The sequence below is a fragment of the Pseudomonas chlororaphis subsp. chlororaphis genome (assembly GCF_003945765.1).
Taxonomy (GTDB): Bacteria; Pseudomonadota; Gammaproteobacteria; order Pseudomonadales; family Pseudomonadaceae; genus Aquipseudomonas; species Aquipseudomonas chlororaphis.
The window spans coordinates 5,074,968-5,101,477 of the sequence record NZ_CP027712.1; the positions used below are offsets into that span (position 1 = coordinate 5,074,968).

29 protein-coding genes and 1 riboswitch are annotated in these 26,510 nt (G+C 63.0%); of the genes, 7 read left to right on the forward strand and 22 right to left on the reverse strand.

The features are described 5' to 3' along the window. Positions 1 to 6 precede the first annotated feature (6 nt). Both rmuC and C4K27_RS22765 read right to left on the reverse strand, forming a co-directional pair. Positions 7 to 1,374 (reverse strand): DNA recombination protein RmuC, encoded by a 1,368-nt coding sequence (rmuC, locus tag C4K27_RS22760; protein WP_162235141.1) that lies wholly within the window; start codon positions 1,372 to 1,374, stop codon positions 7 to 9. Between the two features lie 175 nt (positions 1,375 to 1,549). Further along, positions 1,550 to 1,873, reverse strand: a complete 324-nt coding sequence (locus tag C4K27_RS22765; protein ID WP_009045091.1) for an SEL1-like repeat protein — start codon at positions 1,871 to 1,873, stop codon at positions 1,550 to 1,552. A gap of 937 nt (positions 1,874 to 2,810) precedes the next feature. On the opposite strand from C4K27_RS22765, the gene C4K27_RS22775 reads away from it, so the two are divergent. The 3 genes from C4K27_RS22775 to C4K27_RS22785 all read left to right on the forward strand — a co-directional run bounded on the left by C4K27_RS22775 (position 2,811) and on the right by C4K27_RS22785 (position 5,224). Then, positions 2,811 to 3,035, forward strand: coding sequence for a hypothetical protein (locus tag C4K27_RS22775; RefSeq protein WP_007927809.1), 225 nt, complete (start codon positions 2,811 to 2,813; stop codon positions 3,033 to 3,035). 274 nt (positions 3,036 to 3,309) lie between these two features. Further along, positions 3,310 to 3,792: a hypothetical protein gene (locus tag C4K27_RS22780; RefSeq protein WP_007927808.1), complete on the forward strand. Its 483-nt coding sequence runs from the start codon at positions 3,310 to 3,312 to the stop codon at positions 3,790 to 3,792. Between the two features lie 145 nt (positions 3,793 to 3,937). Then, positions 3,938 to 5,224, forward strand: a complete 1,287-nt coding sequence (locus tag C4K27_RS22785; RefSeq protein WP_053262245.1) for an OmpP1/FadL family transporter — start codon at positions 3,938 to 3,940, stop codon at positions 5,222 to 5,224. 73 nt (positions 5,225 to 5,297) lie between these two features. Here C4K27_RS22785 and C4K27_RS22790 read toward each other — a convergent pair whose 3' ends face one another. From C4K27_RS22790 to cobO, 14 genes are all read right to left on the reverse strand, one after another. Next, entirely contained in the window at positions 5,298 to 5,849 is a 552-nt protein-coding gene (locus C4K27_RS22790) for a glutathione peroxidase (protein WP_053262246.1), read from the reverse strand. 30 nt (positions 5,850 to 5,879) lie between these two features. Beyond that, entirely contained in the window at positions 5,880 to 6,041 is a 162-nt protein-coding gene (locus tag C4K27_RS31305; RefSeq protein ID WP_007927805.1) for a hypothetical protein, read from the reverse strand. Beyond that, entirely contained in the window at positions 6,038 to 7,240 is a 1,203-nt protein-coding gene (locus C4K27_RS22795; RefSeq protein WP_053262247.1) for an MFS transporter, read from the reverse strand. The genes C4K27_RS31305 and C4K27_RS22795 overlap by 4 nt, the downstream gene beginning before the upstream one ends. A gap of 51 nt (positions 7,241 to 7,291) precedes the next feature. Then, the gene (locus C4K27_RS22800) at positions 7,292 to 7,696 is read right to left on the reverse strand and encodes a MarR family winged helix-turn-helix transcriptional regulator (protein WP_007927803.1); all 405 of its coding nucleotides are present in this window, start codon (positions 7,694 to 7,696) and stop codon (positions 7,292 to 7,294) included. An 82-nt stretch (positions 7,697 to 7,778) separates the two neighbouring features. After that, positions 7,779 to 8,510, reverse strand: a complete 732-nt coding sequence (locus C4K27_RS22805) for an adenosylcobinamide-GDP ribazoletransferase (RefSeq protein WP_053262248.1) — start codon at positions 8,508 to 8,510, stop codon at positions 7,779 to 7,781. A gap of 2 nt (positions 8,511 to 8,512) precedes the next feature. After that, positions 8,513 to 9,088 carry an alpha-ribazole phosphatase family protein gene (gene cobC / locus C4K27_RS22810; protein WP_053262249.1) on the reverse strand — a complete coding sequence of 192 codons (576 nt, stop codon included), beginning with the start codon at positions 9,086 to 9,088 and terminating at the stop codon, positions 8,513 to 8,515. After that, positions 9,085 to 10,140 (reverse strand): nicotinate-nucleotide--dimethylbenzimidazole phosphoribosyltransferase, encoded by a 1,056-nt coding sequence (gene cobT / locus C4K27_RS22815; RefSeq protein WP_053262250.1) that lies wholly within the window; start codon positions 10,138 to 10,140, stop codon positions 9,085 to 9,087. The genes cobC and cobT overlap by 4 nt, the downstream gene beginning before the upstream one ends. Then, positions 10,137 to 10,658 (reverse strand): bifunctional adenosylcobinamide kinase/adenosylcobinamide-phosphate guanylyltransferase, encoded by a 522-nt coding sequence (gene cobU / locus C4K27_RS22820; protein WP_053262251.1) that lies wholly within the window; start codon positions 10,656 to 10,658, stop codon positions 10,137 to 10,139. The genes cobT and cobU overlap by 4 nt, the downstream gene beginning before the upstream one ends. A 61-nt stretch (positions 10,659 to 10,719) precedes the next feature. Beyond that, entirely contained in the window at positions 10,720 to 12,171 is a 1,452-nt protein-coding gene (locus tag C4K27_RS22825; protein ID WP_053262252.1) for a cobyric acid synthase, read from the reverse strand. After that, complete coding sequence (cobD, locus tag C4K27_RS22830) at positions 12,168 to 13,160, reverse strand: threonine-phosphate decarboxylase CobD (RefSeq protein ID WP_053262253.1); 993 nt, start codon at positions 13,158 to 13,160, stop codon at positions 12,168 to 12,170. The genes C4K27_RS22825 and cobD overlap by 4 nt, the downstream gene beginning before the upstream one ends. Further along, positions 13,153 to 14,061 (reverse strand): adenosylcobinamide-phosphate synthase CbiB, encoded by a 909-nt coding sequence (cbiB, locus tag C4K27_RS22835; RefSeq protein WP_007927792.1) that lies wholly within the window; start codon positions 14,059 to 14,061, stop codon positions 13,153 to 13,155. The genes cobD and cbiB overlap by 8 nt, the downstream gene beginning before the upstream one ends. Beyond that, on the reverse strand, positions 14,058 to 14,708 hold the full coding sequence (gene bluB, locus C4K27_RS22840; protein ID WP_053262254.1) for a 5,6-dimethylbenzimidazole synthase: 651 nt from the start codon (positions 14,706 to 14,708) through the stop codon (positions 14,058 to 14,060). The genes cbiB and bluB overlap by 4 nt, the downstream gene beginning before the upstream one ends. Then, positions 14,705 to 16,030, reverse strand: coding sequence for a cobyrinic acid a,c-diamide synthase CobB (locus tag C4K27_RS22845; RefSeq protein ID WP_053262255.1), 1,326 nt, complete (start codon positions 16,028 to 16,030; stop codon positions 14,705 to 14,707). Before C4K27_RS22845 ends, bluB begins: the two co-directional genes overlap by 4 nt. After that, positions 16,027 to 16,638 (reverse strand): cob(I)yrinic acid a,c-diamide adenosyltransferase, encoded by a 612-nt coding sequence (gene cobO, locus C4K27_RS22850; RefSeq protein WP_053262256.1) that lies wholly within the window; start codon positions 16,636 to 16,638, stop codon positions 16,027 to 16,029. The genes C4K27_RS22845 and cobO overlap by 4 nt, the downstream gene beginning before the upstream one ends. An 80-nt stretch (positions 16,639 to 16,718) precedes the next feature. After that, positions 16,719 to 16,954, reverse strand: a riboswitch (cobalamin riboswitch). Positions 16,955 to 17,117: 163 nt separating this feature from the next. Between cobO and C4K27_RS22855 the strand changes: the two genes are divergently transcribed. Together C4K27_RS22855 and C4K27_RS22860 are read left to right on the forward strand one after the other, a co-directional pair. After that, complete coding sequence (locus C4K27_RS22855; protein WP_053262257.1) at positions 17,118 to 17,699, forward strand: hypothetical protein; 582 nt, start codon at positions 17,118 to 17,120, stop codon at positions 17,697 to 17,699. 72 nt (positions 17,700 to 17,771) lie between these two features. Then, positions 17,772 to 19,091, forward strand: a complete 1,320-nt coding sequence (locus C4K27_RS22860; RefSeq protein WP_053262258.1) for a PQQ-dependent sugar dehydrogenase — start codon at positions 17,772 to 17,774, stop codon at positions 19,089 to 19,091. A 2-nt stretch (positions 19,092 to 19,093) separates the two neighbouring features. On the opposite strand, the gene C4K27_RS22865 is transcribed toward C4K27_RS22860, so the two are convergent. The 6 genes from C4K27_RS22865 to C4K27_RS22890 form a co-directional block, all read right to left on the reverse strand. After that, on the reverse strand, positions 19,094 to 19,756 hold the full coding sequence (locus C4K27_RS22865) for an O-methyltransferase (protein ID WP_053262259.1): 663 nt from the start codon (positions 19,754 to 19,756) through the stop codon (positions 19,094 to 19,096). A gap of 29 nt (positions 19,757 to 19,785) precedes the next feature. Next, positions 19,786 to 20,319, reverse strand: a complete 534-nt coding sequence (locus tag C4K27_RS22870; protein WP_007927778.1) for a C40 family peptidase — start codon at positions 20,317 to 20,319, stop codon at positions 19,786 to 19,788. Between the two features lie 165 nt (positions 20,320 to 20,484). Continuing rightward, complete coding sequence (locus C4K27_RS22875) at positions 20,485 to 21,108, reverse strand: C40 family peptidase (protein WP_025805656.1); 624 nt, start codon at positions 21,106 to 21,108, stop codon at positions 20,485 to 20,487. 213 nt (positions 21,109 to 21,321) lie between these two features. Then, the gene (gene hda, locus C4K27_RS22880; RefSeq protein WP_007898944.1) at positions 21,322 to 22,026 is read right to left on the reverse strand and encodes a DnaA regulatory inactivator Hda; all 705 of its coding nucleotides are present in this window, start codon (positions 22,024 to 22,026) and stop codon (positions 21,322 to 21,324) included. Between the two features lie 228 nt (positions 22,027 to 22,254). After that, positions 22,255 to 23,328, reverse strand: coding sequence for an AI-2E family transporter (locus tag C4K27_RS22885; RefSeq protein WP_007927776.1), 1,074 nt, complete (start codon positions 23,326 to 23,328; stop codon positions 22,255 to 22,257). 36 nt (positions 23,329 to 23,364) lie between these two features. Continuing rightward, positions 23,365 to 24,396 (reverse strand): DUF2066 domain-containing protein, encoded by a 1,032-nt coding sequence (locus C4K27_RS22890; RefSeq protein ID WP_037004936.1) that lies wholly within the window; start codon positions 24,394 to 24,396, stop codon positions 23,365 to 23,367. 388 nt (positions 24,397 to 24,784) lie between these two features. Here C4K27_RS22890 and purM point away from each other — a divergent pair, with 388 nt between their 5' ends. Together purM and purN are read left to right on the forward strand one after the other, a co-directional pair. Further along, entirely contained in the window at positions 24,785 to 25,843 is a 1,059-nt protein-coding gene (purM, locus tag C4K27_RS22895) for a phosphoribosylformylglycinamidine cyclo-ligase (RefSeq protein ID WP_007927774.1), read from the forward strand. A gap of 11 nt (positions 25,844 to 25,854) precedes the next feature. Continuing rightward, complete coding sequence (gene purN, locus C4K27_RS22900; RefSeq protein ID WP_053262669.1) at positions 25,855 to 26,505, forward strand: phosphoribosylglycinamide formyltransferase; 651 nt, start codon at positions 25,855 to 25,857, stop codon at positions 26,503 to 26,505. Positions 26,506 to 26,510: the final 5 nt, after the last annotated feature.

A 26,510-nucleotide genomic window follows, 5' to 3' on the forward strand; every position in this document is an offset into this window, starting at 1 on the left:
CTCGAATCAATCCGGCAGTTCAAGCAACGCGCCGTCGGCATCGGTCATCGCCCGCTCCAGCAGGTCCGCCGGCAGGCTCTTGCTGGCACGCGCCCCGAGCAACCGCAGTTGTTCGCTGCGGCTGACCAGGTTGCCACGCCCCTCGGTCAGCTTGTTGCGCGCGGCGCTGTAGGCCTTGTCCAGTTGCTGCAGGCGATTGCCGACTTCATCCAGATCCTGAATGAACAACACGAACTTGTCGTACAGCCAACCGGCGCGTTCGGCGATTTCCCGGGCGTTCTGGCTCTGCCGCTCCTGCTTCCACAGGCTGTCGATCACTCGCAGGGTAGCCAGCAAGGTGGTCGGGCTGACGATCACGATATTGCGGTCGAAGGCTTCCTGGAACAGGTTGGGCTCGGCTTGCAAGGCAGCGGAAAAAGCTGCCTCGATGGGCACGAAGAGCAAGACGAAATCCAGGCTGTGCAAGCCTTCCAGACGCTTGTAATCCTTACCGGCCAGGCCTTTGACGTGATTGCGCAAGGACAGTACGTGCTGCTTCAGCGCCGCCTGGCCGATCACTTCATCGTCCGCCGCGACAAACTGCTGGTAGGCGGTCAGGCTGACCTTGGAGTCCACCACCACCTGCTTGTCGCCGGGCAGCATGATCAGCACGTCGGGCTGGAAACGCTCGCCGTCGGGCCCTTTGAGGCTGACCTGGGTCTGGTACTCACGACCCTTCTCCAGGCCGGCATGCTCCAGTACCCGCTCGAGAATCAGCTCACCCCAGTTGCCCTGGGTTTTCTGGCCCTTGAGCGCGCGGGTCAGGTTAGTCGCCTCGTCGCTCAAGCGCAGGTTCAGCTGTTGCAGGCGCTCGAGCTCCTTGCCGAGGGAAAAACGCTCGCGCGCTTCAGCCTGATAACTCTCTTCGACCCGCTTCTCGAAGGACTGGATGCGCTCCTTGAGCGGGTCGAGCAATTGTCCGAGACGCTGCTGGCTGTTCTCGGCAAAACGCTGCTCACGCTCGTCGAAGATCTTGCCCGCCAGCTCGGCGAACTGCGCCCGCAGCTCGTCCCGCGATCCTTGCAGGTCGCTCAGGCGCTGCTGGTGGCTTTCCTGCTGCTCGCGCAACTCGGCATTCAATGACGCGGCCTGGGCGTCCAGGCGCCGCAGTTCGGCTTCCTTGTTGGCCCGTTCAAGGTTCCAGGCGTGGGCGGCATCATGGGCGTTGTCGCGCTCGATCTGCAACAACTCGACTTCCCGGCGCACCGCCGCCAGGTCGGCCTGCTTCACGGCATTGGCCTGGCCCAGGTCGCTGATCTCGTCGCGGCAGGCATCCAGTTGGGCGTTCAAGCCATCCTGCGCCAGCAACGCCGTGGCCAGGCGCTCCTCCAGCAGGGACAGTTCGGTTTGGCGGGAGCTCAGACGGCGTTGCAGTTGCCAGGCGAGCGCCACCAAGGGCAATGCCGCGCCTGCCAGACCGAGCAGTACGCTGGTCAAGTCCATAGCCATAGCCACTCCAGACAGTGAAATAAAGCTTGAAGGTTAACCAAGGGACCGAGGCTTGGACAGCTCAGTCTTCGATCTGGCCAAGCTCCAGCTGGGCGCGGCGATCGCCAGCCCGTGCCGCCTGGCGCAGCAGGTCATGGCCGATCCGCCGATCGCGGGCGTTGCCGCATTCGCGGCACATCAGTTGGCCAAGACGGCTCTGCGCCGCCACTACCCCTTCCCGGGCAGGCTGCTTGAGCAAACGCCCGGCAAAATGCTTGACGTTCCGGTTATCACCCAGGCGCGGGCTGTCGAGCAGCCACATGGCCACACGTAACGAAAAACGCTTGGGCTCGGTAACACTGGAAGAGGCAGAGGTAACAGAAGGTGACACTGAGCGAAACTTCATAAAGCACTGTAGGGCAGATCGGAGGGCGCGCCACTCTACTCCTTTTTTCACACGCGTAAAGTCGAAAAAACTCGGCACGCCCGTACTAGAGCAAGCGCTTGGGACAATCCACAGAAGCTGTGGATAACTCAGTGGACAACCACCCTACAAGTCTCCGAAAGCCGCATGGGACGGGGCCCGCAGTCAAACTGACGATTTTTTCACCAGTAAAAAAAACCGATGTTTTTCATTGACTTAAATTTTCATCGCAGGCATTGGAGGGCTCGACAGGTGAGGTGACAGGCCGGTGACAGTCCGCGCAACTATTGTGCACAAGTACCCTTGATCCGGTTATATCGGTGCACCTTTTTCGCCCATTCACGGGAGAACAGCAGCGAAGACCCAAGCTCCAGTAACAACTTTCTGCTCAACTACGGTGGAAAGGCCGGCCTCGTTCACGACCTCGCCCCTGTGACGCTCATAACCATTTTGCCTAACACACTTGCACCAGCTACATCAATCCGTTATCATCCACAGCGTTAGTACCAAGCTGAAAGTCAATTCTGGTCGAACAAGTCCCCCGGTTCAGCTTCCCTGAAGAGAAGTTTCTACCGACTACATGGGATCGACCACCTCGCTGGTTTCCAGGTAAAGCTTTCGCCGACACTGCCTTTGAACACATTGCAAAGGATGTCGCGAAGCCCTTTTTACTCTGACCGAACCAACCTGCAAATTGATCAGGATCTTCACCTGGGGCCCAGAACCTTAACCCCGGCTGTGATTGCCTGCCCTCCTAAGTACCTACCTGCCAGCCCTAGCGCGCACTTGATAAAGCGCTTCCAACTGGCTGCTTTGTTCCAGTCGGGTTCTTCGTTCGACCAATGGTGGTCGGCGTTACTGGAACGTTTTAACGTTGCACGGTTCTTAACCGTGTCATTTGTAGGAACACCCAATAACTATGTCTACTCAAATCCAGACTCAGGATGCCATTCGCACCCTTACCAATGCTTTTGCTCCAATGAACTGCCTGATCATGGCCGCTCGCAAAGGCTGCTTCAGCTTCACCCTGGTCAACGAACACGGTATCGCTCGTCACAGCGAACGCCTGTACCCCGATCAGTATTCCAGCGCCGAGCCGCTGCAAGCGGTGATCGAGCGCACCCGTCAGGCCCTGACCGCCTGAGACGCCAGAGCGCTGAAAAACCCGAAGCCCCGCCTGAATAGCGGGGCTTTTTATTACCTGTTATTTCGATTTTCCCGCCTTCGGCTAAAGCACCATCCGGTATAACGGTTATAACAGGAAGCCGGAAATATTTTAAAAACAGGCCTTTACAGCAACGATATGACACTACACTTCAACTCAAGCGGCATGATCCGCTTCCGGCGAGCCTGACCGATCCATCGCTGCCAAGCTCCCCCATCAGGCCTCGCCGGCCACTTCACGCTTCGAGGGCTTTATGGGTATTGCCGCCAGCGAACTGTGCCGCTACGTGATCCGCCCGACCCTGATCTATCTGGGCAATCACAGTCGCACCGCAGAATCATTGCTGCTAGGCATCGCCGCCAGTCAATCCGCCCTCGGCTCCGCCCTGCACGACCGCAGAGGCCACGGCCTCTACCGCATCGCCGAACCCCGCCACCAGGCACTCTGGGACCACTATCTGGCCCTGGACCCGGAACGCGCCAGCCTGGTTCGCGGCCTGGCCAGCCAGCATGCATTCCTCAGCGGGCCGCATCTGGAACTGACCGTCAACCTGCGTTATGCCACCGCCATCGCCTGGCTGCTGGTAGAAGAGCAGAACACCCCGCTCCCCGAAGCCGATGACCTGGTCGGCATGGCTCGTATCTGGAAGCAGATCTTCCAGCCACAAGGACGTCTGCGGGACTTCGCCGATGCCTGGCAGACCTGTGTTGCGCCACTGAATCAGGTCGCCTGCTGACCGGACTTTTTGCAAGATCGCGCAAACAACCGCAATTCTGGTCGGATTGTCCTACAAAACCGCTCTATCTCAAGCCATACAGCCTATAGCGTTGAGGAGGAAATGTTGGTAATTTTCGCTCCGGTGATCACCAGGAGTTCTAATAATGAAAAAAGTAATACTCAAAACCAGTCTTAGCCTTGCCGTTGCCATGGCATCCACCCAACTTTTCGCAAGCGGCTTTGCCCTGAACGAACAAAGCATCAGCGGCATGGGTACTGGTTTCGCCGGTCGATCCTCTGCTGCCGACGATGCAAGCACAGTTTTTGGTAACCCTGCCGGTATGTCGCGCCTGAAACGCCAGCAAGTCACTGGCGGCCTCGCGGCCATCGACGCGTCCACCGATATCAACGACGCCAGCGGTAGCCAGAGAGGGACCAACAAAGGCGATATGGTGCCGTTCACCGCCGTCCCAATGGCCTACTACGTCAAGCCTATCGATGACCAGTGGGCCTTCGGCCTGGGTGTCTACGCCCCGTTCGGTCTGATCACCGACTATGAAAACGGCTTCCAGGGCCGTAACTTCGGCAGCAAAAGCGAAGTTAAAATCGTCACCTTCCAGCCAACCGTCAGCTATGCCTTCAACGACAAGGTGTCGATCGGTTTCGGCCCGACCATCAACCGTATCTCCGGCACCCTGGAATCCGCGCTGACCACCCCTCTGTCGCCCAACGACGGCCGTGTGCAGATCAAGGGTGACGACATTGGCTACGGCTACAACATTGGGCTGCTGGTCCAGGCAACCGACACCACTCGCGTGGGCCTGACTTATCACTCGAAGGTCAAGTACAAGCTGGAAGGCCACACCGAAGTCAGCCCAGGCGCAGGTACTCCGGGCGCCCTGCTGCGCGGTGCTCGCTACGACGCCTCGCTGGACATCACCACCCCTGAGTCGGCCGACCTGTCGGTGACTCAGGACCTCAACGATGCCTGGAAACTCTACGCCGGTGCGACCTGGACCCGCTGGAGCCGCCTGAAAGACATCACCGTGCAAAACGAAGGCGTAACCGCCAGCGCCGGCGGTCTTCTGGCCCCAGGCGCGCTCAGCACCGTCAAGGAAGAGCAGAACTGGCACGACACCTGGGCCTACGCCATCGGTACCTCCTACCAGCTGAACAAGCAGTGGGTGCTGCGTACCGGCCTGACCTTCGACCAGTCGCCAGCCAACAACACCAACCGCTCGCCACGCATTCCTACCGGCGACCGGACCATCTTCAGCCTCGGCGCCGGCTGGAGCCCAACCGAAGACCTGACCATCGACGTGGCTTACTCCTACCTCAAGGAAGAGAAAGTCAAGGTCAACAACAGGAACCAGCAGCTCGGCCAGTCTTACAGCGCCGAGTACGAAAACAGCGCGAACGGTTTCGGCGTCGGTGCAACCTACCGCTTCTAAAGCCTGACGGCCTGAACGAAAAAGCCCCCGCATCCAAGGATGCCGGGGCTTTTTTATTGGCCGCGGATAACACTCAAGGCTTGGATGCCAGCGCCTGCTCCACAGCCTCGATCAATTCAGGACTGTCCGGTTTGGTCAGGCTGGAGAAATTGGCGATCACCTTGCCCTGGCGATCAACCACATACTTGTAGAAATTCCACTTCGGCGCGCTGCTCTGCTCGGCCAGGACCTTGAACAGATGCACCGCGTCCGGGCCTCGGACCTGCTGCGGCTCGGTCATGGTGAAGGTGACGCCGTAGTTCGCATAACAGACCTTGGCCGTCTCCGCACCATCCTTGGACTCCTGTTTGAAGTCATTGGACGGTACGCCTACCAGCTCCAGCCCCTGATCCTTGTAACGCTGGTACAACGCCTCGAGCCCCTTGAACTGCGGGGCGAAGCCGCAAAAGCTCGCGGTATTGACCACCACCAGCGGCTTGCCGGCAAAGCGTTGGCACAGGTCGATGGACTCCTTGGCGCGCAGCTTGGGCAGCGAGCCCTGCAACAGCGACGGGCATTCGCCCGCCCAGGTCGAACCGGCAAACACCATAAGTACAGCTGGAACAGCAAGCCAGCGCGCCAACATATTCAACTCCTTGAAAGTACCGTCAGGGAGTCAAACTACTCGCCCCGCGGACGCCCTAGCAAGCGCTTCCTGGCAGACGCCCATGCCCAACTGCATCAGCGCCAGCCCACCCTGGTGCCAGCCCCACCAGGCCACCGCCAACAGCGCGACGACAGCCACCAGACTGACCCAGCGCAAGCCTGTCCGGCTCATGCCGCGCTCGCCTGCAGACGGGCAACCGGACGCTCGCGCACCGGCCAGTTCAGGGCCGCGGCCAGCAGACTGAGGAGAATCGCCACCTGCCAGATCAAGTCATAACTCCCGGTTCGATCGTAGACCACCCCGCCGAGCCAGCCGCCGAGGAACGAGCCCAACTGGTGGAACAGAAACACGATGCCGCCCAGCATGGACAGGTTGCGCACCCCGAACAAGGTCGCCACCGTGCCATTGGTCAGCGGCACCGTCGACAGCCACAGGAAGCCCATGGCCATGCCGAACAGATACGCACTGACTTGCGTCACCGGCAGCCAGAGGAACAGGCAGATGACCACCGCACGCAACAGGTACAGGCCGGTCAGCAAGCGCGGTTTCGACATGCGCCCACCCAGCCAGCCAGCGGTGTAGGTACCGAAGATATTGAATAGGCCGATCAGCGCCAGCACCGTGGTGCCCACCGTGGCCGGCAAGTGCTGGTCCACTAGGTAGGCCGGCAAATGCACGCCGATGAACACCACCTGGAAACCGCAGACGAAAAAGCCGAACGCCAGCAGCCAGAACCCGGAGTGAGAGCAGGCCTCACGCAAGGCCTCGGAGAGGCTCTGCTCATGGCCCAGACTGGGCAGCGGCTTGTCCTTGAGCATGCTTACCAGCGGCACGATCAATGCCACCAGCAACCCCAGCACCAACAGTGCCGAGGACCAGCCAAGCCAGCCGATCAACCCCAGTGTGCCCGGCAGCATGGCGAATTGACCGAACGAACCGGCCGCACTGGCGACCCCCATGCCCATGCTGCGTTTCTCCGCCGGCAGCGCGCGCCCCACCACGCCGAGAATCACTGAAAACGAGGTCCCCGAAAGCCCGATACCGATCAGCAAGCCGGCGCTCAACGACAGCGACAGCGGCGAATCGGCCAACCCCATGAACAACAGGCCCACGGCGTACAGCACACCGCCGACCAGCACTACCTTCGCTGCGCCGAAGCGGTCGGCCAGGGCTCCAGTGAAGGGCTGGGCCAGGCCCCAGATCAGGTTCTGCAGGGCAATGGCAAAGGCAAACACCTCGCGCCCCCAGCCGAACTCCGCGCTCATGGGCGGCAGAAACAGCCCGAAGCCATGTCTTATCCCCAGGGATAAGGCCAGGATCAGCGCACTCCCGAGAAGAACCCAACCGCTGGTACGCCACATCGAAGTCATTTTATTCTCCATTTACGGGTATATACCCGCTTATCATCGAACGAAAGGCCTTCACGCCAGTTCGTTCAGCAAGGCCAGCAAGGTTTCGCGTTTTTCTGCACCCAGACGGTCGATCAAGCGCTGTTGCGCCGCTTCCCAGGCCGGCAAGGCCGCCAGCAGTCGCTGCTGGCCCTCATCAGTCAGCTGGACGATGCGATTGCGTTGATCCTCGCCTTCGGACAGCCGGACCAGGCCCTCGCCTTCCAGCACCCGCAGGTTACGGCCTAGGGTACTGCGGTCCAGGCCCATGGCCTCGGCCAGGCTGGAAATGCTCGGTTGGTCCAGGCGCTGCAAATTACTCAGCAAGGAATACTGGGCAACGTTGATCCCGAAGCCGTCGAGAGCGCCGTCGTAGAACCTGCTGACGCCACGGGCGGCGCGCCGCAGGTTGGTGCACAGACATTGAGAAGGAAGCATGGTGCGTGTATATACCCGCGATTAAGGGAATGCAAGAAATTTGCATAGTTCAGGGCGCGAATAAAACCCGCGCTCCGCCTTTCTAGAACAGCGCCAACCTTACCAGGACCGTCACCTCCAGCAGCTCCAGCAGGGCGCCCGCCGTATCCCCGGTGGTGCCCCCCAGGCGACGCAGCATCAGCTGACGCAAGCCAGCAAACACCAGACCCGCCAGCAGCAACGCCAACACCGCGCCCCAACCACCGAGCACAACACAGGCCAGCGCGGCGAGCGCCAACACCCACTTTCCGGCCAGACGTGGCAGATGATTCGCCAGCGCCTGCCCAAGGCCACCAGGGCGCACATAAGGCGTGCAAAGGAACAGCCCCAGCAAGGCGCCGCGACCGATCAGTGGCGCCAGCAGCAAGGCAACGCCGGCCTGCTGCTCGATCAGCGCCACCAGCGCGGCGAACTTGAGCAGCAACACCAGCCCCAGGGTGACCACGGCAATCGGCCCGCTGCGCGGGTCCTTCATGATCGTCAGCGTGCGCTCGCGATCGCCGAAGCCGCCCAGCCAGGCGTCCGCGCTGTCGGCCAACCCGTCCAGATGCAAGGCACCGCTGAGCAGCACCCAGACCGTCAGCAACAACGCCCCATGCAGCAACAGCGGCGCGCCCATCAACAACTGGTTCAGCCCCCAGAGCAGCAGCCCGAACAGCAGGCCGATCAACGGGTAGAACAGCAACGACCGGCCCATTTCCTCGGGCGACGGCATGCCCGGCAAACGCACCGGAAAACTGCTGAGAAATTGCAGGGCGATCCAGAATGGCAGCACGCTCAGACTCCTTCGCTCAATACCAGGCCAGCCTCGACAGTCAGGGCGAACAAGGCACCGTGAGCAACCTCGACATTCAGCAACTGCTCACGCGGCAAACCTCGGGCCCGGGCCAGCAACAAGCGCATCACTCCGCCATGACTGACCAGCAGCACCCGCTCGCCGGCATAACGCTGATGCAGACGTTCGACCGCCCCCAGCACCCGCGCGGAAAACGCCAGCACCGGCTCGCCCCGCGGCGGGGTAAAGGCATAGGGATCGGCCCAGAACCGCCCCAGCGCCTCAGCGTCGGTGGTCATCAGCGCCGCCGCGCTCTGCCCTTCCCAGGCACCGAAATGCAGCTCCTGCAGATCCGGGTCCAGGGTCACCGGCAGCGCCAGGCGCGCCCCCAGTTCCTCGGCAAAACGCGCGCAGCGTTGCAAGGGCGAACTTACCAGCCGATCCCAGGGCCCCCGGCCTGCGACAGCAGCACGCATCTGCTGCCAACCGGCGTCGGTCAGGGCATCGTCGAGGCTGCCGCGCAGGCCACCACCGAGCTCGGTTTCGCCGTGGCGCAGCAGGTCCAGGCGCAAGGTCATGCCGGACGATCCGCCACGGCCGCCTCGGCGAAAGTCGCCATCTGCGCGTGCAGGTCGCAGGCCAGGCGCAGCAACGGCACCGCCAGCGCCGCGCCGCTGCCCTCGCCCAGGCGCAGGCCGAGGTCCAGCAAAGGCTCGGCCTCGAGGGTTTGCAGGATATGCCGATGCCCCGGCTCGGCCCCACGGTGGCCAAACAGCAGCCACGGGCGGCACTCGGGGTTCAGCCGCACCGCCACCAGCGCCGCCACGCTGCAAATGAAACCATCGACCAGCACCGCGACGCCTTCCTGGGCACAGGCCAGGTAGGCCCCAACGAGCGCGGCGATCTCGAAACCGCCAAGGTTGAACAAAGTCTGCAAGGCATCGCCACGCTGGGCGGCATGCCGGCTCAAGGCGCGCTCGATCACCTGCGCCTTGTGGCTGACACCCGCCGCATCCAGGCCGGTGCCCGGCCCCGCGAGGTGCGCCACCGGAATATCCAGCAAGGCGCAGGCCACGGCGCTGGCCGCAGTGGTGTTGCCGATACCCATCTCGCCGCCGATAAACAGTTCGCTGCCCTGCTCGACGGCCCGCAGCACACTGTCACGTCCGGCCTGCAGAGCCTGCTCGCCCTGGGCCTGGGTCATGGCCGGCCCCTCGACGAAGTTCCGGGTGCCCGCCCCCAGGTTCAAATGCCGCACGCCGGGCAGGTTCAAGCCGGGCGTCACCGTGCCGAGATCGACCACTTCCAGGCGTGCCCGCAGCTGCCGCGCCAACACGCTGATGGCAGCGCCGCCGCTGACGAAGTTGTGCAGCATCTGCCCGGTGACTGCCTGCGGATAAGCCGAAACGCCCTCGGCCACCACCCCGTGGTCGCCGGCGAAAATCGCAATCCACAGCTGCTCCAGGCCAGGCTTGACCCGCCCCTGCAAGCCGGCCAGCTGTACCGCGACCCGCTCCAGCTGCCCCAGCGAACCCGCGGGCTTGGTCAATTGCTGCTGGCGCGACTGCGCCGCCTCCAGGGCTTGAGTGTCGAGCGCCTTGCACGGCCGCAGCCACCAGAAGTCATTCATAACGCAGTTCCTTTCAGAGTCAGGGGCAGGCCGGCCACCGTCAGCACTACCCGCTGACAACGCTCGGCCAGGGCTTGATGCAGCCAACCGGCTTCATCGACATAACGGCGAGTCAACTCGCCCAGCGGCACGACACCCATTCCAGTCTCGTTGCTGACAAAAATGATTTCGCCCGGCAGCAACGCCAGGCACTCCAGCAGCGCTTCGCGCTCACTGGCGAGCCGCTGGGTATCCTCCAGCAGCAACAGGTTGGTCAGCCACAAGGTCAGGCAATCCACCAGCAGGCAGCGCTCGGCGCTCGCGTTTTCGCGCAGCACCCGCGCCAATTCCAACGGCTCCTCGATCAATGCCCATTGGGCCGGACGCCGTTCGCGGTGATGGGCGATGCGCTGATTCATTTCGCCGTCCAGCGCCTGGCTGGTGGCGATATAGGTCACGGCCAGGCCGCTCTCGCCGGCGAGCTTTTCCGCCAGGCGACTCTTGCCGGAACGGGCACCGCCGAGGATCAGTTGCAACATGCTTGGAAACCCTTGAATTGAGGTAAAGCCACAGCGGCGCGGCAATGCCGGCGCCGACGCTCTAAAGCCCGCAAAGCTGGCGCAGGTACTCGGTGTCCAGGTGCTGCTCCACCAGATCGGCCAGGCGCTCGATATCACGCTCGCGCAGAGCGTGGTAGTCGACCGCCTGCACCTCGCGCAAACCCGCCCAGCGCAGCAACGCACTGCAGGCCGCCGGCGCCTCGAACAGACCGTGCAGGTAGGTGCCGAGAATCTGCCCGTCGTCGCTGCGCGCGCCGTCGCAGCGACCGTCGTCCAGGGTCACGGCGGCCAGTTCCAGCGCCGGCCCCGTCGTGACGCCGGCATGGATCTCATAACCGCTGACCTCGGCCTCCTCCAGCGCCAGACGTCCACGCACATTGCGCAACTGCTTCTCTTGTTCCAGCACCGTTTCGAACGCCAGCAGCCCCAACCCCGCGCTGGAGCCTGGCGCGCCTTCCAACCCCAAAGGGTCGTGCAGTTGCTCGCCGAGCATCTGCAAACCGCCGCAGATACCCAGCAACTTGCCGCCGTAGCGCAGGTGCCGGGCGATGGCTGTGTCCCAGCCCTGGGCGCGCAGGTACGCCAGGTCGCTGCGCACGCTTTTCGAGCCTGGCAGGATGATCAGGTCGGCCGGCGGAATCGCCTGGCCGGGACCGATGAATTGTAGGTCCACCTGGGGGTGCAGGCGCAGCGGGTCGAAGTCGGTGTGATTGCTGATGCGCGGCAATACCGGCACCAGTACTTTCAGCACCTGCTCGGCCTTGTCGGCCTGACGCTGGTCGATACCGTCCTCGGCTTCCAGATGCAGATCCAGCACATAGGGCAACACGCCGATCACCGGCTTGCCGGTACGCGCTTCGAGCCAGTCGAGGCCCGGTTGCAACAGGGCGATATCGCCGCGAAAACGGTTGATGATGAAACCTTTGACCCGCGCCTGCTCGCTTGGCGACAACAGCTCCAGGGTGCCCACCAGATGGGCGAAAACCCCGCCACGGTTGATGTCGGCGATCAGCAGCACCGGGCAGTCCACCGCTTCGGCAAAGCCCATGTTGGCAATGTCGCCGGCCCGCAGATTGATCTCCGCCGGCGAGCCCGCGCCTTCCACCATCACCACCGGATAGGCCGCGCTCAGGCGTTGATGAGAGGCCAGCACCGCCTGCATGGCGATGGCCTTGTAGTCGTGATAGGCCACCGCGTTCATGGTGGTCACTGCACGACCGTGAATGATCACCTGGGCCCCGGTGTCACTGTTGGGCTTGAGCAGCACCGGGTTCATGTCAGTGTGCGGCTCCAGGTGCGCGGCCTGGGCTTGTACTGCCTGGGCCCGACCGATCTCGCCACCGTCGGCGGTCACCGCGCTGTTGAGGGCCATGTTCTGCGGTTTGAAGGGCACGACGCTGACGCCCTGGCGCGTCAGCCAGCGGCAGAGCGCCGTCACCAGGGTGCTTTTACCGGCGTCGGAAGTGGTGCCCTGCACCATCAGGGTGGTCATGGATGTTCCTTGGTGTAGGCGACGAAGGCCTGTTCGAGACGCGACCAGTCGGCTTCATCGGCCGGCAAGCCAAAACGCAGGCTGCTGTTGTGGGTGAACAGCCGCAGCAGGATGCCCCGGCGCGCCATGAACTCATGCAACAGCTCGGCGCGATCGGTGATCAGCCACTGGAACAGCGCACAGCCACCCTGGGGTTTCAGACCGTGGCGCTCGAGCAGCTGCGCCAGGCGCAGGCTCGCCGCTTCACTGCGCAGCCGTTGCCGCCCATGGCCTTCACGGTCGCGCAGGCACACCTGGCCCAGCACCCGGGTCGGCCCACTGACGGCCCAGGGGCCGACCTGCTCGGCCAGCTGCTTGAGCAGCTTGAGCTCGGCCAGCACGAAGCCCAGGCGCACCCCGGCCAGGCCGAAAAACTTGCCGAAGGAACGCAGGACGATCAACCCCACCTGATCGGCCTGGGCCGCCAGGCTCAGCTGGGGAGTGTTGTCCATGAAGGCTTCGTCGACCACTAGCCAGCCACCGCGCTGCGCCAGGCGCGCATGCCAGTCCAGCAGGCGCTCCGGGGTCAGGCTCAAGCCCGTGGGATTGTTCGGATTGACCACCACCAGCACGTCCAGGCTGTCGAGGAAAAAGTCCACTTCCTGTTCCAGCACTTCCCGCACGATGTAGCCGCTGCGGCGCCAGGCTTCGGCGTGCTCGGCATAACAGGGCGACAGCACGCCGACCTTGCCGGCGCGGCGCAAACGCGGGAGCAGCTGGATCGCCGCCTGGGAACCGGGCACCGGCAACACATGGGCCGCGCCGTAGTAGTCGCGGGCCGCCTGCTCCAGGCCATCGTCGGTTTCCGGCAGGCGCGCCCAGGCCCGCATCCCGATCTCGGGAATCGGCCACGGCCAGGGTGCCAGGCCGCTGGACAGGTCCAGCCAGTCGGCCTCGGCGATGCCGTATTGCTCGGCCGCCTTGCGCAGGCGGCCACCGTGCTCAAGCATAGAACTCAGCTCCCACGCAGAGAATCAGCAGCCATAACCAGACCCCGCGCTGCACCAGTTGCCAGCCGCGATCGATGGACGAGGCATCGGCCGCCACGCCTTCGCCCAATTGCGGGCGCTGGTGCAGTTCGCCGTGATAGATCGCCGCGCCGCCCAGCTCGACGCCCAGGGCACCGGCCCCGGCCGCCATCACCGGCCCGGCATTCGGGCTGTCCCAGGTCGGCCCCTGGCGGCGCCAGCATTTCAGCGCCAGGCGGGTCTTGCCCAGCAACGCATAAGTCAGGGCTACCAGGCGGGCTGGAATGTAGTTGAGCAGGTCGTCGATCTTCGCCGCCGCCCAGCCGAAACGCTCGAAACGTTCATTACGATAGCCCCACATCGCATCCAGGGTGTTGCTCAGGCGATAGAGCACCACGCCCGGCGCGCCGGCCACGGCAAACCAGAACAAGGCGGCGAACACCGCGTCGCTGCCATTTTCCAGCACCGACTCGGTAGCTGCGCGGGCGACTTCGGTGGCATCCAGCTCGCTGGTCTGCCGGCTCACCAGATAGCCGACCCGCTGCCGCGCCTGGTCCAGGTCGTCGCTGCGCAAGGCCTGGGCCACCGGCTCGACATGCTCGCCGAGGCTGCGCAGGCCGAGGGCGCAATACAGCGCCAGGATCTCGAACAACCAGCCGATGTAGGGCAGCCAGGAAAACAGGGTTGCCAGCAGGGTCAGCGGCAGCACCGCGATGACCCAGGCGGTGACGCCATGACTGCGCCAGCCGCGGCCACCGGAGTTGAAGCGTTGCTCGATGCGATCGGCAAAACGACCGAACGCCACCAGCGGATGCCAGCGCTTGGGTTCGCCCAGCAACGCATCCAGCGCCACCCCGGCGACACTCAGTAACGCCACACTCATTGACTCACTCCCCAGTAATTTTCATACAGCAATTCACTCAGCGGACGCTCCCGCGCCCAGCCTTCGAGCACCAGCATCGGGGCCGGGTAAAACTCGCCGACCGGGCCCAGGCACAGCACCGCCAGCGGCTTGGCCCCGGCCGGCAGGCCGAGCAGCTCAGCCAAGGCAGCAGGCTCGAACAGCGACACCCAGCCCATGCCCAACCCTTCGGCCCGGGCCGCCAGCCACAGGTTCTGAATCGCGCAGGAAAGCGAGGCCAGGTCCATTTCCGGCAGGGTGCGGCGGCCGAAAATATGCCGCTCACGGTCGTCCATCAGCGCCGCCACCAGGACCTCGGCGCAGTCGTCGATGCCTTCGACCTTGAGCTTCATGAACTCATCGGAGCGCTCGCCCAAGGCCTCGGCGGTGCGTACCCGCTCCTCTTCCACCAGTTGCTGGATTTGCCCGCGCAACGACCGGTCACTGATACGGATGAACCGCCAGGGCTGCATCAGGCCGACGCTGGGCGCCTGGTGCGCCGCCTCCAGCAGGCGACGCAAGACCTGCGGCTCGACCGTGCCACCGACGAAGTGGCGCATGTCACGACGCTCGGCGATCGCGCGATAGACCGCGTCGCGTTCGGCCGCGGAAAAGGCGTTGTCGCTCATGGGCGCCGCGCGAGCACGCTCGCTCCTGCCGGCGCCAGCAGGGCCGCCACCGCTTCGGGGTTGGACGGAAAATAGAAATGCACATAAGAGGCGGTCATCCGCCCTTCGCGGTAAACCGCTTCCGCGCCGCGCCCGCCATTCGGGCTCAGGCCGCGGGCGATCGGCGCAAGCTCGGTGCTGGTCAACGAATGGTGGTAGGTATGCCCGCGCAACGAGCCTTCCGACAACTCCACCGCCTGCAAGGCCAGGGCCGCCAGGCGCTTTTGCATCACCGCGTCGCCGGGCAACAGGCCTAGCAGTTCGGCGCGCTCGCCGTCGACGTCGGTCAAGGAATCCAGCAGATACAACATGCCGCCGCACTCGGCGAGCAAGGGCTTGCCTGCGGCGTGATGCGCGCGGATCGCGCTGAGCATCGAGCCGTTCGCCGCCAGCGCCCGGTGATGCAGCTCCGGGTAACCGCCCGGCAGGTACAGGCTGTCCGCCTCCGGCAGCGTCGCGTCATGGATCGGCGAGAAAAAGACCAGCTCGGCGCCCATGGCCCGCAACAGATCCAGGCTCGCGCCATAGGTAAAGGCAAAGGCTTCGTCACGGGCCACGGCAATGCGCACGCCGGCCAACAACGGTTCGACGGCAACCACCTGGGGAGCGGCGAACGCCACGGCGGGCGGCAAGGCCACTTCGCAGCTGTCAGCCAAGGCGGCCGCGGCGGCGTCGAGACGCAGATCCAGATCGTTGAGTTCGCTGGCCTGCACCAACCCCAGATGGCGGCTGGGCAGTTCGATGCCGGTCTCCCGGGACAGCGCGCCGTACCAGCGCAGGCCTTCGGTCAGGCTGCCTTCGAGCAACTGCGCATGCCGCAGGGTGCCGACGCGGTTGGCCAGCACGCCGGCGAACGGCAAGTCCGGCTGATAACGCGCCAGCCCCAGCGCCAGGGCGCCGAAGGTCTGGGCCATGGCGGTGCCATCGATCACCGCGAGCACCGGCACCCCGAAATGCCGCGCCAGGTCGGCGCTGGACGGCGTGCCGTCGAACAACCCCATCACGCCTTCGATCAGGATCAGGTCCGCCTCGCCGGCGGCCTCCCACAACAGGCGGCGGCTTTCCTGTTCGCCGACCATCCACATGTCCAGTTGATACACCGGCGCACCGCTGGCGCGCTCGAGGATCATCGGGTCGAGAAAATCCGGGCCGCACTTGAACACGCGCACCTTGCGCCCCTGATTGCGATGCAGGCGAGCGAGCGCGGCGGTCACGGTGGTCTTGCCCTGACCGGAAGCCGGCGCGGCAATCAATACCGCCGGGCAATGACGGGCATCACTCACAGTTCGACGCCTTTTTGCGCTTTGATCCCGGCCTGGAACGCATGCTTGACCATGCCCATTTCGGTGACGGTGTCGGCCAGTTCGATCATCTCTGGCTTGGCGCCACGTCCGGTGACCACCACATGCTGCATCGGCGGTCGCGCCTGCAGGTCGCTGAGCACCTGATCCAGGTCCAGATAGCCGTGTTTGAGGGCAATGTTCAGCTCATCGAGCAGCACCAGGCCGATCGTCGGATCGCTCAGCAGTTCGCGGGAAACCGCCCAGGCCGCTTCGGCCGCGGCGATGTCGCGCTGGCGGTCCTGGGTTTCCCAGGTGAAGCCTTCGCCCATGACATGGAAACGCACCTGCTCCGGGAAGCGCCGGAAGAACAATTCCTCGCCAGTGCTGTTGCGGCCCTTGATGAACTGCACCACGCCGCATTGCATGCCGTGGCCCATGGCCCGCGCGAGCATGCCGAAGGCCGAGCTGCTTTTGCCTTTGCCGTTGCCAGTCAGCACCAGCAGCAAGCCGCACTCGTTCGGCGAGTTGGCGATGCGTTCATCGATCACGGCTTTTTTGCGCAACATGCGCGCCAGATGGCGTTCGTCACGATCGGGGGATTCAGTCATGGGGCAGCTCTCCGTTGGGGCTGGATAACGGGGGGCAGGAATAGGAATAGACGGCGCAAGCCTGGCATCGCCCACCGTGATGCCGTTGGATGGATCAGGCCGGTCTCCGGGCTTGTGAGTGGCTGGAATGCCCAACTGCGCGCCTTCCCATGTCGACAGTCGACACAGTGGCATCAGGCGCAGTCTTGACTCACTTACCGTTGCGGGGGCAGCGCCGGAATCGTCGTGCGTGCGCCTTCGGCACGCGTACTCACCGGCTTCCCTGTTTCACTCTGTCGACCCAAGGCCACAGAGCACCTGAAACAAGTCGCGAAGGTTAGAGGGTTGGGGGTGGAGCGTCAATTAAAGCCCCGCAGATCGGCGAATGCTGCATATCGGAAAAATGACGCCAATCTTGTGCCACACTCAGCGCAGTGATATCAAATAGCCATAATCGCGTTAAAAAACTCCAATATCTCAACAATAATAGGAAAAGTCCTATGCAAGGCATGATCATCAGCAATCCGAAACTGGAATTCCTGCGCCCTGCCCTGGAACGCTGGTTCGATTGCATCGACCGCTACAACGCCGTGCGCGGCGATAACGAAAGCCCGTACTGGTTCGACGAAAAAGCCAACCTGGGAATGCTCTCGGCGGCAGCCTGGATGGCGGAGATGGTCACCCTGGAACACGCACCGAGCCAAAAACAGCTCGAGGACGGCGACCGCAACGGCCGCACCGACCTGTACATCGCCACGCAGGAGGAACGCATCTACATCCAGGCCACCCAGCGCTGGCCCCGGGTCAACAGCCTGCACCTGACCCAACCGTTGCTGGATGTCGCCAGCGACGCGAAAAAAGCCAGCTACCCCAGCGACCTGAAACTCGGCTGCCTGTTCGTCACGCCCCAGAAAACCCAGCACAGCGCCACCCCGGAAGAACTGCAGGACATGGTCGACGACCTGCAAAAGGAACATTGCTGCGCCGTGGCCTGGTACTTCCCCTACGCGTACCGCAAATTGCGCAATGAAGCCGGCAACTATCACCCCGGCGTTGCCGTGCTGTTCAAGGAAGCGCGCTGAACGGGTTGAACCATCGCCGACCTGTGCTTCTCTATGACTACACCGACGTCGTGCATACATAGGGAAATCAGCATGCTCAAACTTCGATACGCAATCCTTATCGCCGTCGCCGCAGGCCTTGGTGCCTGTGGCGAAACCTCCACCCTCCAGGTCTCCGACGGCACCGGCCCCTCGCCAAAACTCCCCGAACCGAACAAGACCCTGTTCCCGACCGTGAACATCGCGCCCGCGATCGGCTGGCCGCAAGGCGCCAAACCGGTGGCCGCCGCCGGCACCCAGGTCGCCGCATTCGCCGAAGGCCTGGACCATCCGCGCTGGTTGTACGTGCTGCCCAACGGCGACGTACTGGTGGCGGAGACCAACGCCCCGCCCTCCCCCGATGACAGCAAGGGTATTCGTGGCTGGATCGCCAGCAAGATCATGAGCCGCGCCGGGGCCGGCGTGCCCAGCCCGAACCGCATCACCCTGCTGCGGGACAAGGATCACGATGGCGTGGCGGAAACCCGCACGGCATTCCTGGAAAACCTCAACTCGCCGTTCGGCATGGCCCTGGTGGGCAATGATCTGTACGTCGCCGACACCGATCGCCTGCTGCGCTTCCCCTACAAGGACGGCGACACCAAGATCAGCGCCCAGCCGACCAAGGTGGTGGACCTGCCTGGCGGCAAGCTGAACCACCACTGGACCAAAAATGTGATTGCCAGCAAAGACGGCAGCAAGCTGTACGTCACGGTCGGTTCCAACAGCAACGTCGGCGAAAACGGCATGGATCAGGAGGAAGGTCGCGCCGCCATCTGGGAAGTCGATCGCGCCAGCGGCAAGCAACGGATTTTTGCCTCAGGCCTGCGCAACCCCAACGGCATGGCCTGGGAGCCGCAAAGCGGCCAGTTGTGGACCGCGGTCAACGAGCGCGACGAGATCGGCAGCGACCTGGTGCCGGACTACATCACCTCGGTCAAGGACGGCGCCTTCTATGGCTGGCCATTCAGCTATTACGGCCAGCATGTGGACGTGCGAGTCACTCCGCAGAACCCGGACCTGGTGACCAAGGCCATCGCCCCGGATTATGCCGTCGGCCCGCATACCGCCTCCCTGGGCCTGGCATTCGCCGAAGGCAGCAAGCTGCCGGCGCCGTTCACCCAAGGCGTGTTCATCGGCCAGCATGGCTCGTGGAACCGCAAGCCCCACAGCGGCTACAAAGTGATCTTCGTACCCTTCGCCAACGGCAAGCCGGTAGGCCAACCGGTGGACGTGCTGACCGGCTTCCTCAACGCCGACGAGAAAGCCATGGGCCGCCCGGTCGGCGTAGTGATCGACAAGCAAGGGGATCTGCTGGTAGCCGATGATGTCGGCAACAAAGTCTGGCGCGTGTCAGCAGCCAAGGCGCAATAGGTTCAGCGCTTGCGGCACAGGGTCAAGCCGTCCCCCAGGGGCAGCAGCGACAGGTCGACACGCGGGTCATCCTTCAAGGCGCGATTGAGTGCCTGGATGGCCCGAGTGTCTTCACTCTGGGGATTTTCCTCCAGCACCCGACCGCTCCACAGCGTGTTATCGAACACCGCCAACCCGCCCACGCGTAGCAGGCGCAGGGCACTTTCCAGGTAAGCCGGGTAATTGGCCTTGTCGGCGTCGATGAAGACCAGGTCGAAACCACCCTCGCCCTCCTCCTGCTCGATCCTGGCCAAGGTCTCCAGGGCCGGTGCCAGGCGTAACTCGATCCGTCCGGCGACACCTGCTTCCTGCCAGTAACGGCGCGCGGTGGCGTTGTAGTCGCCCGGGATGTCACAGCAGATCAGTTGACCATCCTCCGGCAAGGCCGCGGCCATGGACAAGGTGCTATAGCCGGTGAAGGTCCCCACCTCCAGCACACGCCGGGCACCGATCAGCTTGATCAGCAACGCCAGGAACTGCCCCTGCTCGGGCGCTACCTGCCAGCGCGCCATGGGCAGCGCCTGGGTTTCGTCACGCAGACGGCGCAGCAGCGGCGTTTCGCGCAGGGAAACATCGAGCAGGTAGTGATAGAGGGCGTCGTCGAGGTTGAGGGTACGAGCGGTCATGGCAACCTCGACGCAGAGACAGGAAGAACCTAAGGATTGTGCGCCAGATGCTCTGGCTGCAGCACGCGTTTGGCGCTCAGGTAGGCTTTTTGCCAATAGGCCTTGGACAGACTGTCCAGCTTCACCGTGCCGCCGGTGGCCGGCGCATGGACGAAGCGGCCTTCGCCGACATAGATGCCCGCGTGGCTGACCTGGGAACCGCCATTGGTGGCAAAAAATATCAGGTCGCCGGTCTGCAAGGCATTCTTGCCGACATTCGGTGCCCGCATGCCGATCATTTCGCGGGTCGAGCGCGGCAGCGAGATACCGGCGGCGTCGCGATAGACGTAGCCGATCAGGCCGCTGCAATCGAAACCGGAGTCCGGTGTGTTGCCGCCCCAGCGATAAGGTGTGCCCACCAGGCCCAACGCACGAAACAGCACGTCTTCGGCAGCCGGCGAGAAGGTCTGGGGAGTGTTGAATACGGGAGCACGTACCACGGGCGCAGGTGGCGGGGTACGACTGGCGCACGCGCTGAGCAGCGCGGCGAGAACGATCAATGCAAGGCGGGCCGACGTCGACATATGCAGAACAATCCTGATCTGGATGCGGCTTTCTCTGCCGTGAGGCCGAAAACAAAACCGCGTAAGCAGGGCTTACGCGGTTAGTTTTCAACAATAGATCAGGATTCTAGCGCCTACGCGCCAAACTTCAAGTAAGACTTTAACTTCACCTTACAAAAAGTCCGCTTACTTGCGTGCGGTGACCACGGTCGGGGCCATGGCGAGGGCGCGCTTGGCTTCGATGAAGGTCTTGCTCCAGTAGCTGTCGCCCAGGCTGTCCACCCGCACGCCACCGCTGCGGCGGCTGCTGGAGTGGATGAACTGGTCATCGCCCAGGTAGATACCAGCATGGCTTACGCGACCGCGGCGGCCATTGGTGGCGAAGAACAGCAGATCGCCCGGCTGCAGCTTGTTACGCGCAACCAGCGGAGCATCAACGTTGATCATTTCACGGGTGGAGCGCGGCAGATTCATGCCGGCCTCTTCACGGAACAGGTAGCCGATGAAACCGCTGCAATCGAAACCGGCTTCAGAGGTACCGCCGAAACGGTAACGGGTACCGATCAGGGACATGCCACGTTCGAGAATACTGTCAGCCAGCACTGGCAGCTGGTAAGGCTTGCTGTCAGCGAACTCGGCGAGTTCTTTTTCGGTTGCCAGCTCTTCCTGGAAAATAGCGGAAGACTGGGCTTTTGAAGAGTTTTGAACCTGTTGTTGCTGCTCTTGTTGGCTCACCGGAGAGTGGGTGGCGCAACCAAACAACAGGGTAACGAGTGCAAGAGGCACGAGGGGTGCGAAGCGCTTCAGCATGGGCACGACCGTGGCTTAAAGTTATAAAGAAGCCGCGACTATGCCTTCTATCGCTCTAATTTGCAAATTCAATCGATTGAAATGTGACTTATCGGTTTCTACTCAACATCTAAGGCCTTAAGCCCATTTTAAACGCACGCGCCTCTGGAACCGCTTCCGGATGCGGGTTTTCTGGCGCTTGAATATACCAAAAAGCCACTACCGCCCGCGGCTTTACCAGCCCAGGGTTTCCTTGAGGAAGGGAATGGTCAGCTTGCGCTGAGCCTGCAAGGACGCCTGATCAAGGCGCTCCAGCAGCTCGAACAAGGCGCTCATGCTGCGGGTACCGCGCGTCAGGATAAAGTGCCCGACTTCGTCGGTCAGGTGCAGCCCGCGACGTGAGGCGCGCAATTGCAATGCACGCAATTTGTCTTCATCGGAGAGCGGGCGCATCTGGAAGATCAGCGCCAGGGTCAGGCGGGATTTGAGGTCCGCCAGCTTCACCGGCAGCTCCCGGGGAGAGGTCGAAGCCGCGATCAACAGGCGCCGGCCGCTGTCACGCAAGCGGTTGAACAGATGAAACAGCGCTTCTTCCCAGTCAGCCTTGCCCGCCACCGCTTGCAAGTCATCCAGGCAGACCAGTTCGTACTGTTCCAGGTTGTCGAGGATTTCGATGCCGCGGTCCAGCAATTCCGCCAGGGGCAAATAGACCGCTGGCTCCCCCAACTGCTCGAACCGCAGGCAGGCCGCCTGCAGCAAGTGCGTACGCCCTACCCCATCCTTGCCCCAGAGGTAGATCAGGCTTTCGGTCCAGCCGGCGTCGGCTTCGCAAAGCCGCTCGACATAGCCGAGTGCAGCGGCATTGGCGCCTGGGTAGTAGTTGATGAAGGTGGCGTCATCACGCAGACGCACACCTAGGGGCAGCTGAATCGGTTTCATGCTGACTGAACAGTTCCAAACGAACCGTTAGTGGCCTCTGTGTAAAGTTTGCAAAGTTTATACCCGTGACGCCGGGCGCACAATGTAGCAGACCACAAGCAAAATCAAAGGTTTGCGTTAGCCTGATGAAATCACGGGGGTTTCTTTGACGGTGGATGTGACAGCTGTAAACACTCTCGATGGCACCCACCTGAAACGCAGGCGCCCCGAAAGCGTTAACCGTGGACGTTACAGCTCGGACTCCTCTACACCGCTATAGATGTCCGAATCCTTGTACAAGTCGTGCACATGGCGCACCAGCACCATGATCACCGCCGCCACCGGCAAGGCCAGCAGGATGCCGGTGAAACCGAACAGCTCACCACCGGCGAGAATCGCGAAGATCACCGCCACCGGGTGCAGGCCGATCCGGTCGCCCACCAGCAAGGGGGTCAGCACCATGCCCTCCAGGGCCTGGCCGACCATGAACACGGCCACGATGCCGATCATCGGGTACAGGTCGCCACCGAACTGGAACAACCCAGCAATCAGCGCCGCGCCGATGCCGATGACAAACCCCATGTACGGCACGATGGCCGCCAGGCCGGCAATCAGACCGATCAACAGCCCCAGTTCCAGCCCGACCAGCATCAGGCCCGCTGCATAGATCATCCCCAGGGCCACCATCACCAGCAGCTGACCACGGACGAACGCCCCCAGCACTTCATGGCATTCCCCCGCCAGCGCCACCACACGCTCCTCGCGATCACGGGGCAACAGGCTGCGGATCTTCGCCATCATCAGGTCCCAGTCGCGTAGCAGGTAAAAGCTGACCACCGGAATCAGTACCAGGTTGGCCAGCCAGCCAATCAGCGCCAGGCTGGAGGCCGTTGCCTGGCTCAGGACCACGCCGACGATATCGGTGGTCTGCCCCATGTGCTCGCTGATCGCCGCCTTGACCTTGTCGAACTTCCAGAAACCATCGGACAAGCCCAGCTTGGACTGCGCCCAGGGCATTGCCGTGTGCTGCAGCCAATCGAGCATCTGCGGCGCCAGTTCATACAGGCGCAGCAGTTGCTTGGCGAGCATAGGCACCAGCACCAGCAACAACGCCATGACGATCAGGGTGAACAGGGCAAATACCGCCACCACGCCCCAGGTGCGCGACAACCCGAGCTTTTCCAGGCGGTCCACCAGCGGATCGAACAGATAGGCCAACAATAAGGCCACCAGGAACGGCGTCAGGATCGGATGCAACAGGTACACAAACCCACAGAGCAGGACCAACCCACCCAACCAGACCCATCGACGCGTATCAGCCATGAACCACTCCATTGCTTCTATATAAAGAAAGAAAACCTACCAGCGAAAACGCAGTTGCGCGGCCGGTGCAGGCGCAGGTGTCGCGCCTTCGACAGTCGGCTGGACAGGCACAGCGCCCGCCGGGACTTCCTGCAACCGAGCCAGATTCAACTGCGCACGCAGCTGCTCGGCGCTGCCGCTGACCCGGTACACCGAACGATCACCATCGACGCTCTGCAAACGCCCACCGAAGGGCTCGAGCAAACGGCCCAACGCCGCATAGCGCTCCAGGTTCATGCCCTGCACTTCCAGCAACTGCTCGCTGGATGCGCCCGGCTTGACCGCGAAACGCGGGGCCAGGCGCTGGCTGACCGCCAACAGCACGGCATCGGCCAAGGCCGGCACATCAGCTCCCTGGACGCTGCCCTGCTCCTTCTGGTCACCCAGCCACAGGCGCCATTTGGCCTGCCACTGACCGCCCTCTTCACTGGCATGCACCGCCAGCAGAGCGTCCGCGCCGTAACGCTCCGACGCGGCGCGCAATGGCGCCGGATCGGAACCTTCGAGATTCGGCGCCGTAGCGACAATCTGCTCATTCAGGTCACCCAGCGGCAAACGCAGCGGCAGGCCGCGATGCAGGGCCGCACGGCGCAACGGCGTGGCGCTGGCCTGGCCATCGCCCACCAGGCTGGAACCTTCACTGGAGTCGGTCAGCCACCAGCCGAGAATCGACGGGCGATTACTGCCCCACAGCGACAGGCCAGCCTGGCGCAACGCCCGGTCGGTGCTGGCCGGGTCGAAGTCGACCTGCAGGCTTTCGGGAGGACCGGCGTCGTAGCCGTACTGGCTGATGATCTGCTGCGGGTCCTTGCGGATCGCCGCCAGTCCCGGGTTCTGCAGGGCCTTGCTATCGCCGGTCAGGCGCAATACCAGGGTTTCCAGGGCCCGCTGGGTGGCCTGGTCGCGCTCGCCAGGGGCCTGGCTGCTGACCGGTTCGCGGACCTGATACAGGTTATTGAGGGTTTCGGCATGACTCGCCAGGCTGACCAATGACAAACAGCCCACAAAAAGAAATTTACCCAAACGCATGGAGGATTCCCGACGACAAAAGGCGGCTGGAACAGACCGCATGAACAGGATTGACCAAGGCTGTGACCACAAAGCCTGGACAAACATTCACCCGGTCGATGGAAGTTTTCGTGCTGTCATAACGATAGCGGGTACAAGGCTATACCTTATACAGCCCCGAGCGGCGCGATCGACACGCGCAATTGCGGTTTTTTTTTTAAGCGGATATGCCCTGCCCGTCGGCCCGAGGATGGCCGCTACACCTCAAGCCTGATAAAATCGCGCGCCTTCGCAGACCGGCAACAGCCGGGGTCGCTGAAATGATTGCGCGGCATTGCCGCCGCGACTGTTTCACTGGCCTCCCTGGACTCGGTCGATACCCCCTGAATCCCCCCTAAAGGCCTGGATCATGAGCAAGCAACCCTCCCTGAGCTACAAAGACGCCGGTGTAGACATCGACGCCGGTGAAGCATTGGTCGAACGCATCAAGAGCGTCGCCAAGCGCACCGCGCGCCCGGAAGTCATGGGCGGCCTGGGCGGTTTCGGCGCCCTCTGCGAAATCCCGGCCGGCTACAAGCAGCCAGTACTGGTCTCCGGTACCGACGGCGTGGGCACCAAGCTGCGCCTGGCACTGAACCTGAACAAACACGACAGCATCGGCCAGGACCTGGTCGCCATGTGCGTCAACGACCTGGTGGTCTGCGGTGCCGAGCCGCTGTTCTTCCTCGACTACTACGCCACCGGCAAGCTGAACGTCGACGTTGCCGCCACCGTGGTTACCGGTATCGGCGCTGGCTGCGAACTGGCTGGCTGCTCCCTGGTCGGCGGTGAAACCGCTGAAATGCCCGGCATGTACGAAGGCGAAGACTACGACCTGGCCGGCTTCTGCGTCGGCGTGGTGGAAAAAGCCGAAATCATCGACGGTTCCAAGGTTGCCACCGGCGACGCCCTGCTCGCCCTGCCATCGTCCGGCCCGCACTCCAACGGCTACTCGCTGATCCGCAAGATCATCGAAGTCTCCGGTGCCGATATCGAAACCGTCCAGCTCGACGGCAAGCCGCTGACCGAACTGCTGATGGCCCCGACCCGCATCTACGTCAAGCCACTGCTCAAGCTGATCAAGGACACTGGCGCGGTCAAGGCCATGGCCCACATCACCGGCGGCGGCCTGCTGGACAACATTCCGCGTGTCCTGCCAAAAGGCGCCCAGGCCGTGGTCGACGTGGCCAGCTGGCAGCGCCCGGCGGTATTCGACTGGCTGCAAGAGAAAGGCAACGTCGACGAACACGAAATGCACCGCGTGCTGAACTGCGGCGTGGGCATGGTGATCTGCGTGGCTCAGGAGCACGTTGAAAGCGCCCTGAACGTCCTGCGCGAAGCCGGCGAACAACCTTGGGTCATTGGTCAGATCGCTAGCGCCGCCGAGGGCGCTGCCCAGGTCGAGCTGAAAAACCTCAAGGCACATTGATGCAAGAGCCGATGCCAGCCACCTGTGATGTAGTGGTGCTGTTGTCCGGTACCGGCAGCAACTTGCAGGCCCTGATCGACAGTACCCGGGGCGACGACAGCCCGGTACGCATCCGCGCGGTGATTTCCAACCGCGCCGACGCCTACGGCCTGCAACGCGCCCGGGACGCAGGTATCGATACCCGCGCCCTCGATCACAAGGCATTCGAAGGTCGCGAGGCCTTCGATGCCGCGCTGATCGAACTGATCGACGCCTTCCAGCCCAAGCTCGTGGTGCTTGCCGGATTCATGCGCATTCTCAGCGCGGACTTCGTGCGGCACTATCAGGGTCGCCTGCTCAATATCCATCCTTCGCTGCTACCCAAATACAAAGGGTTACACACTCATCAGCGAGCGCTGGAGGCCGGAGACACCGAGCACGGCTGCAGCGTGCACTTTGTGACAGAGGAACTCGATGGCGGACCACTGGTCGTACAGGCAGTGATCCCGGTAGAGTTGCACGACTCGCCGCAAAGCCTGGCGCAGCGGGTCCACGTCCAGGAACACCGGATTTACCCAATGGCCGTACGCTGGTTTGCCGAAGGTCGACTCACACTCGGCGAACAGGGTGCTTTACTGGATGGTCAGTTACTGGCCGCCAGTGGCCACTTGATTCGTAATTAGGAGAT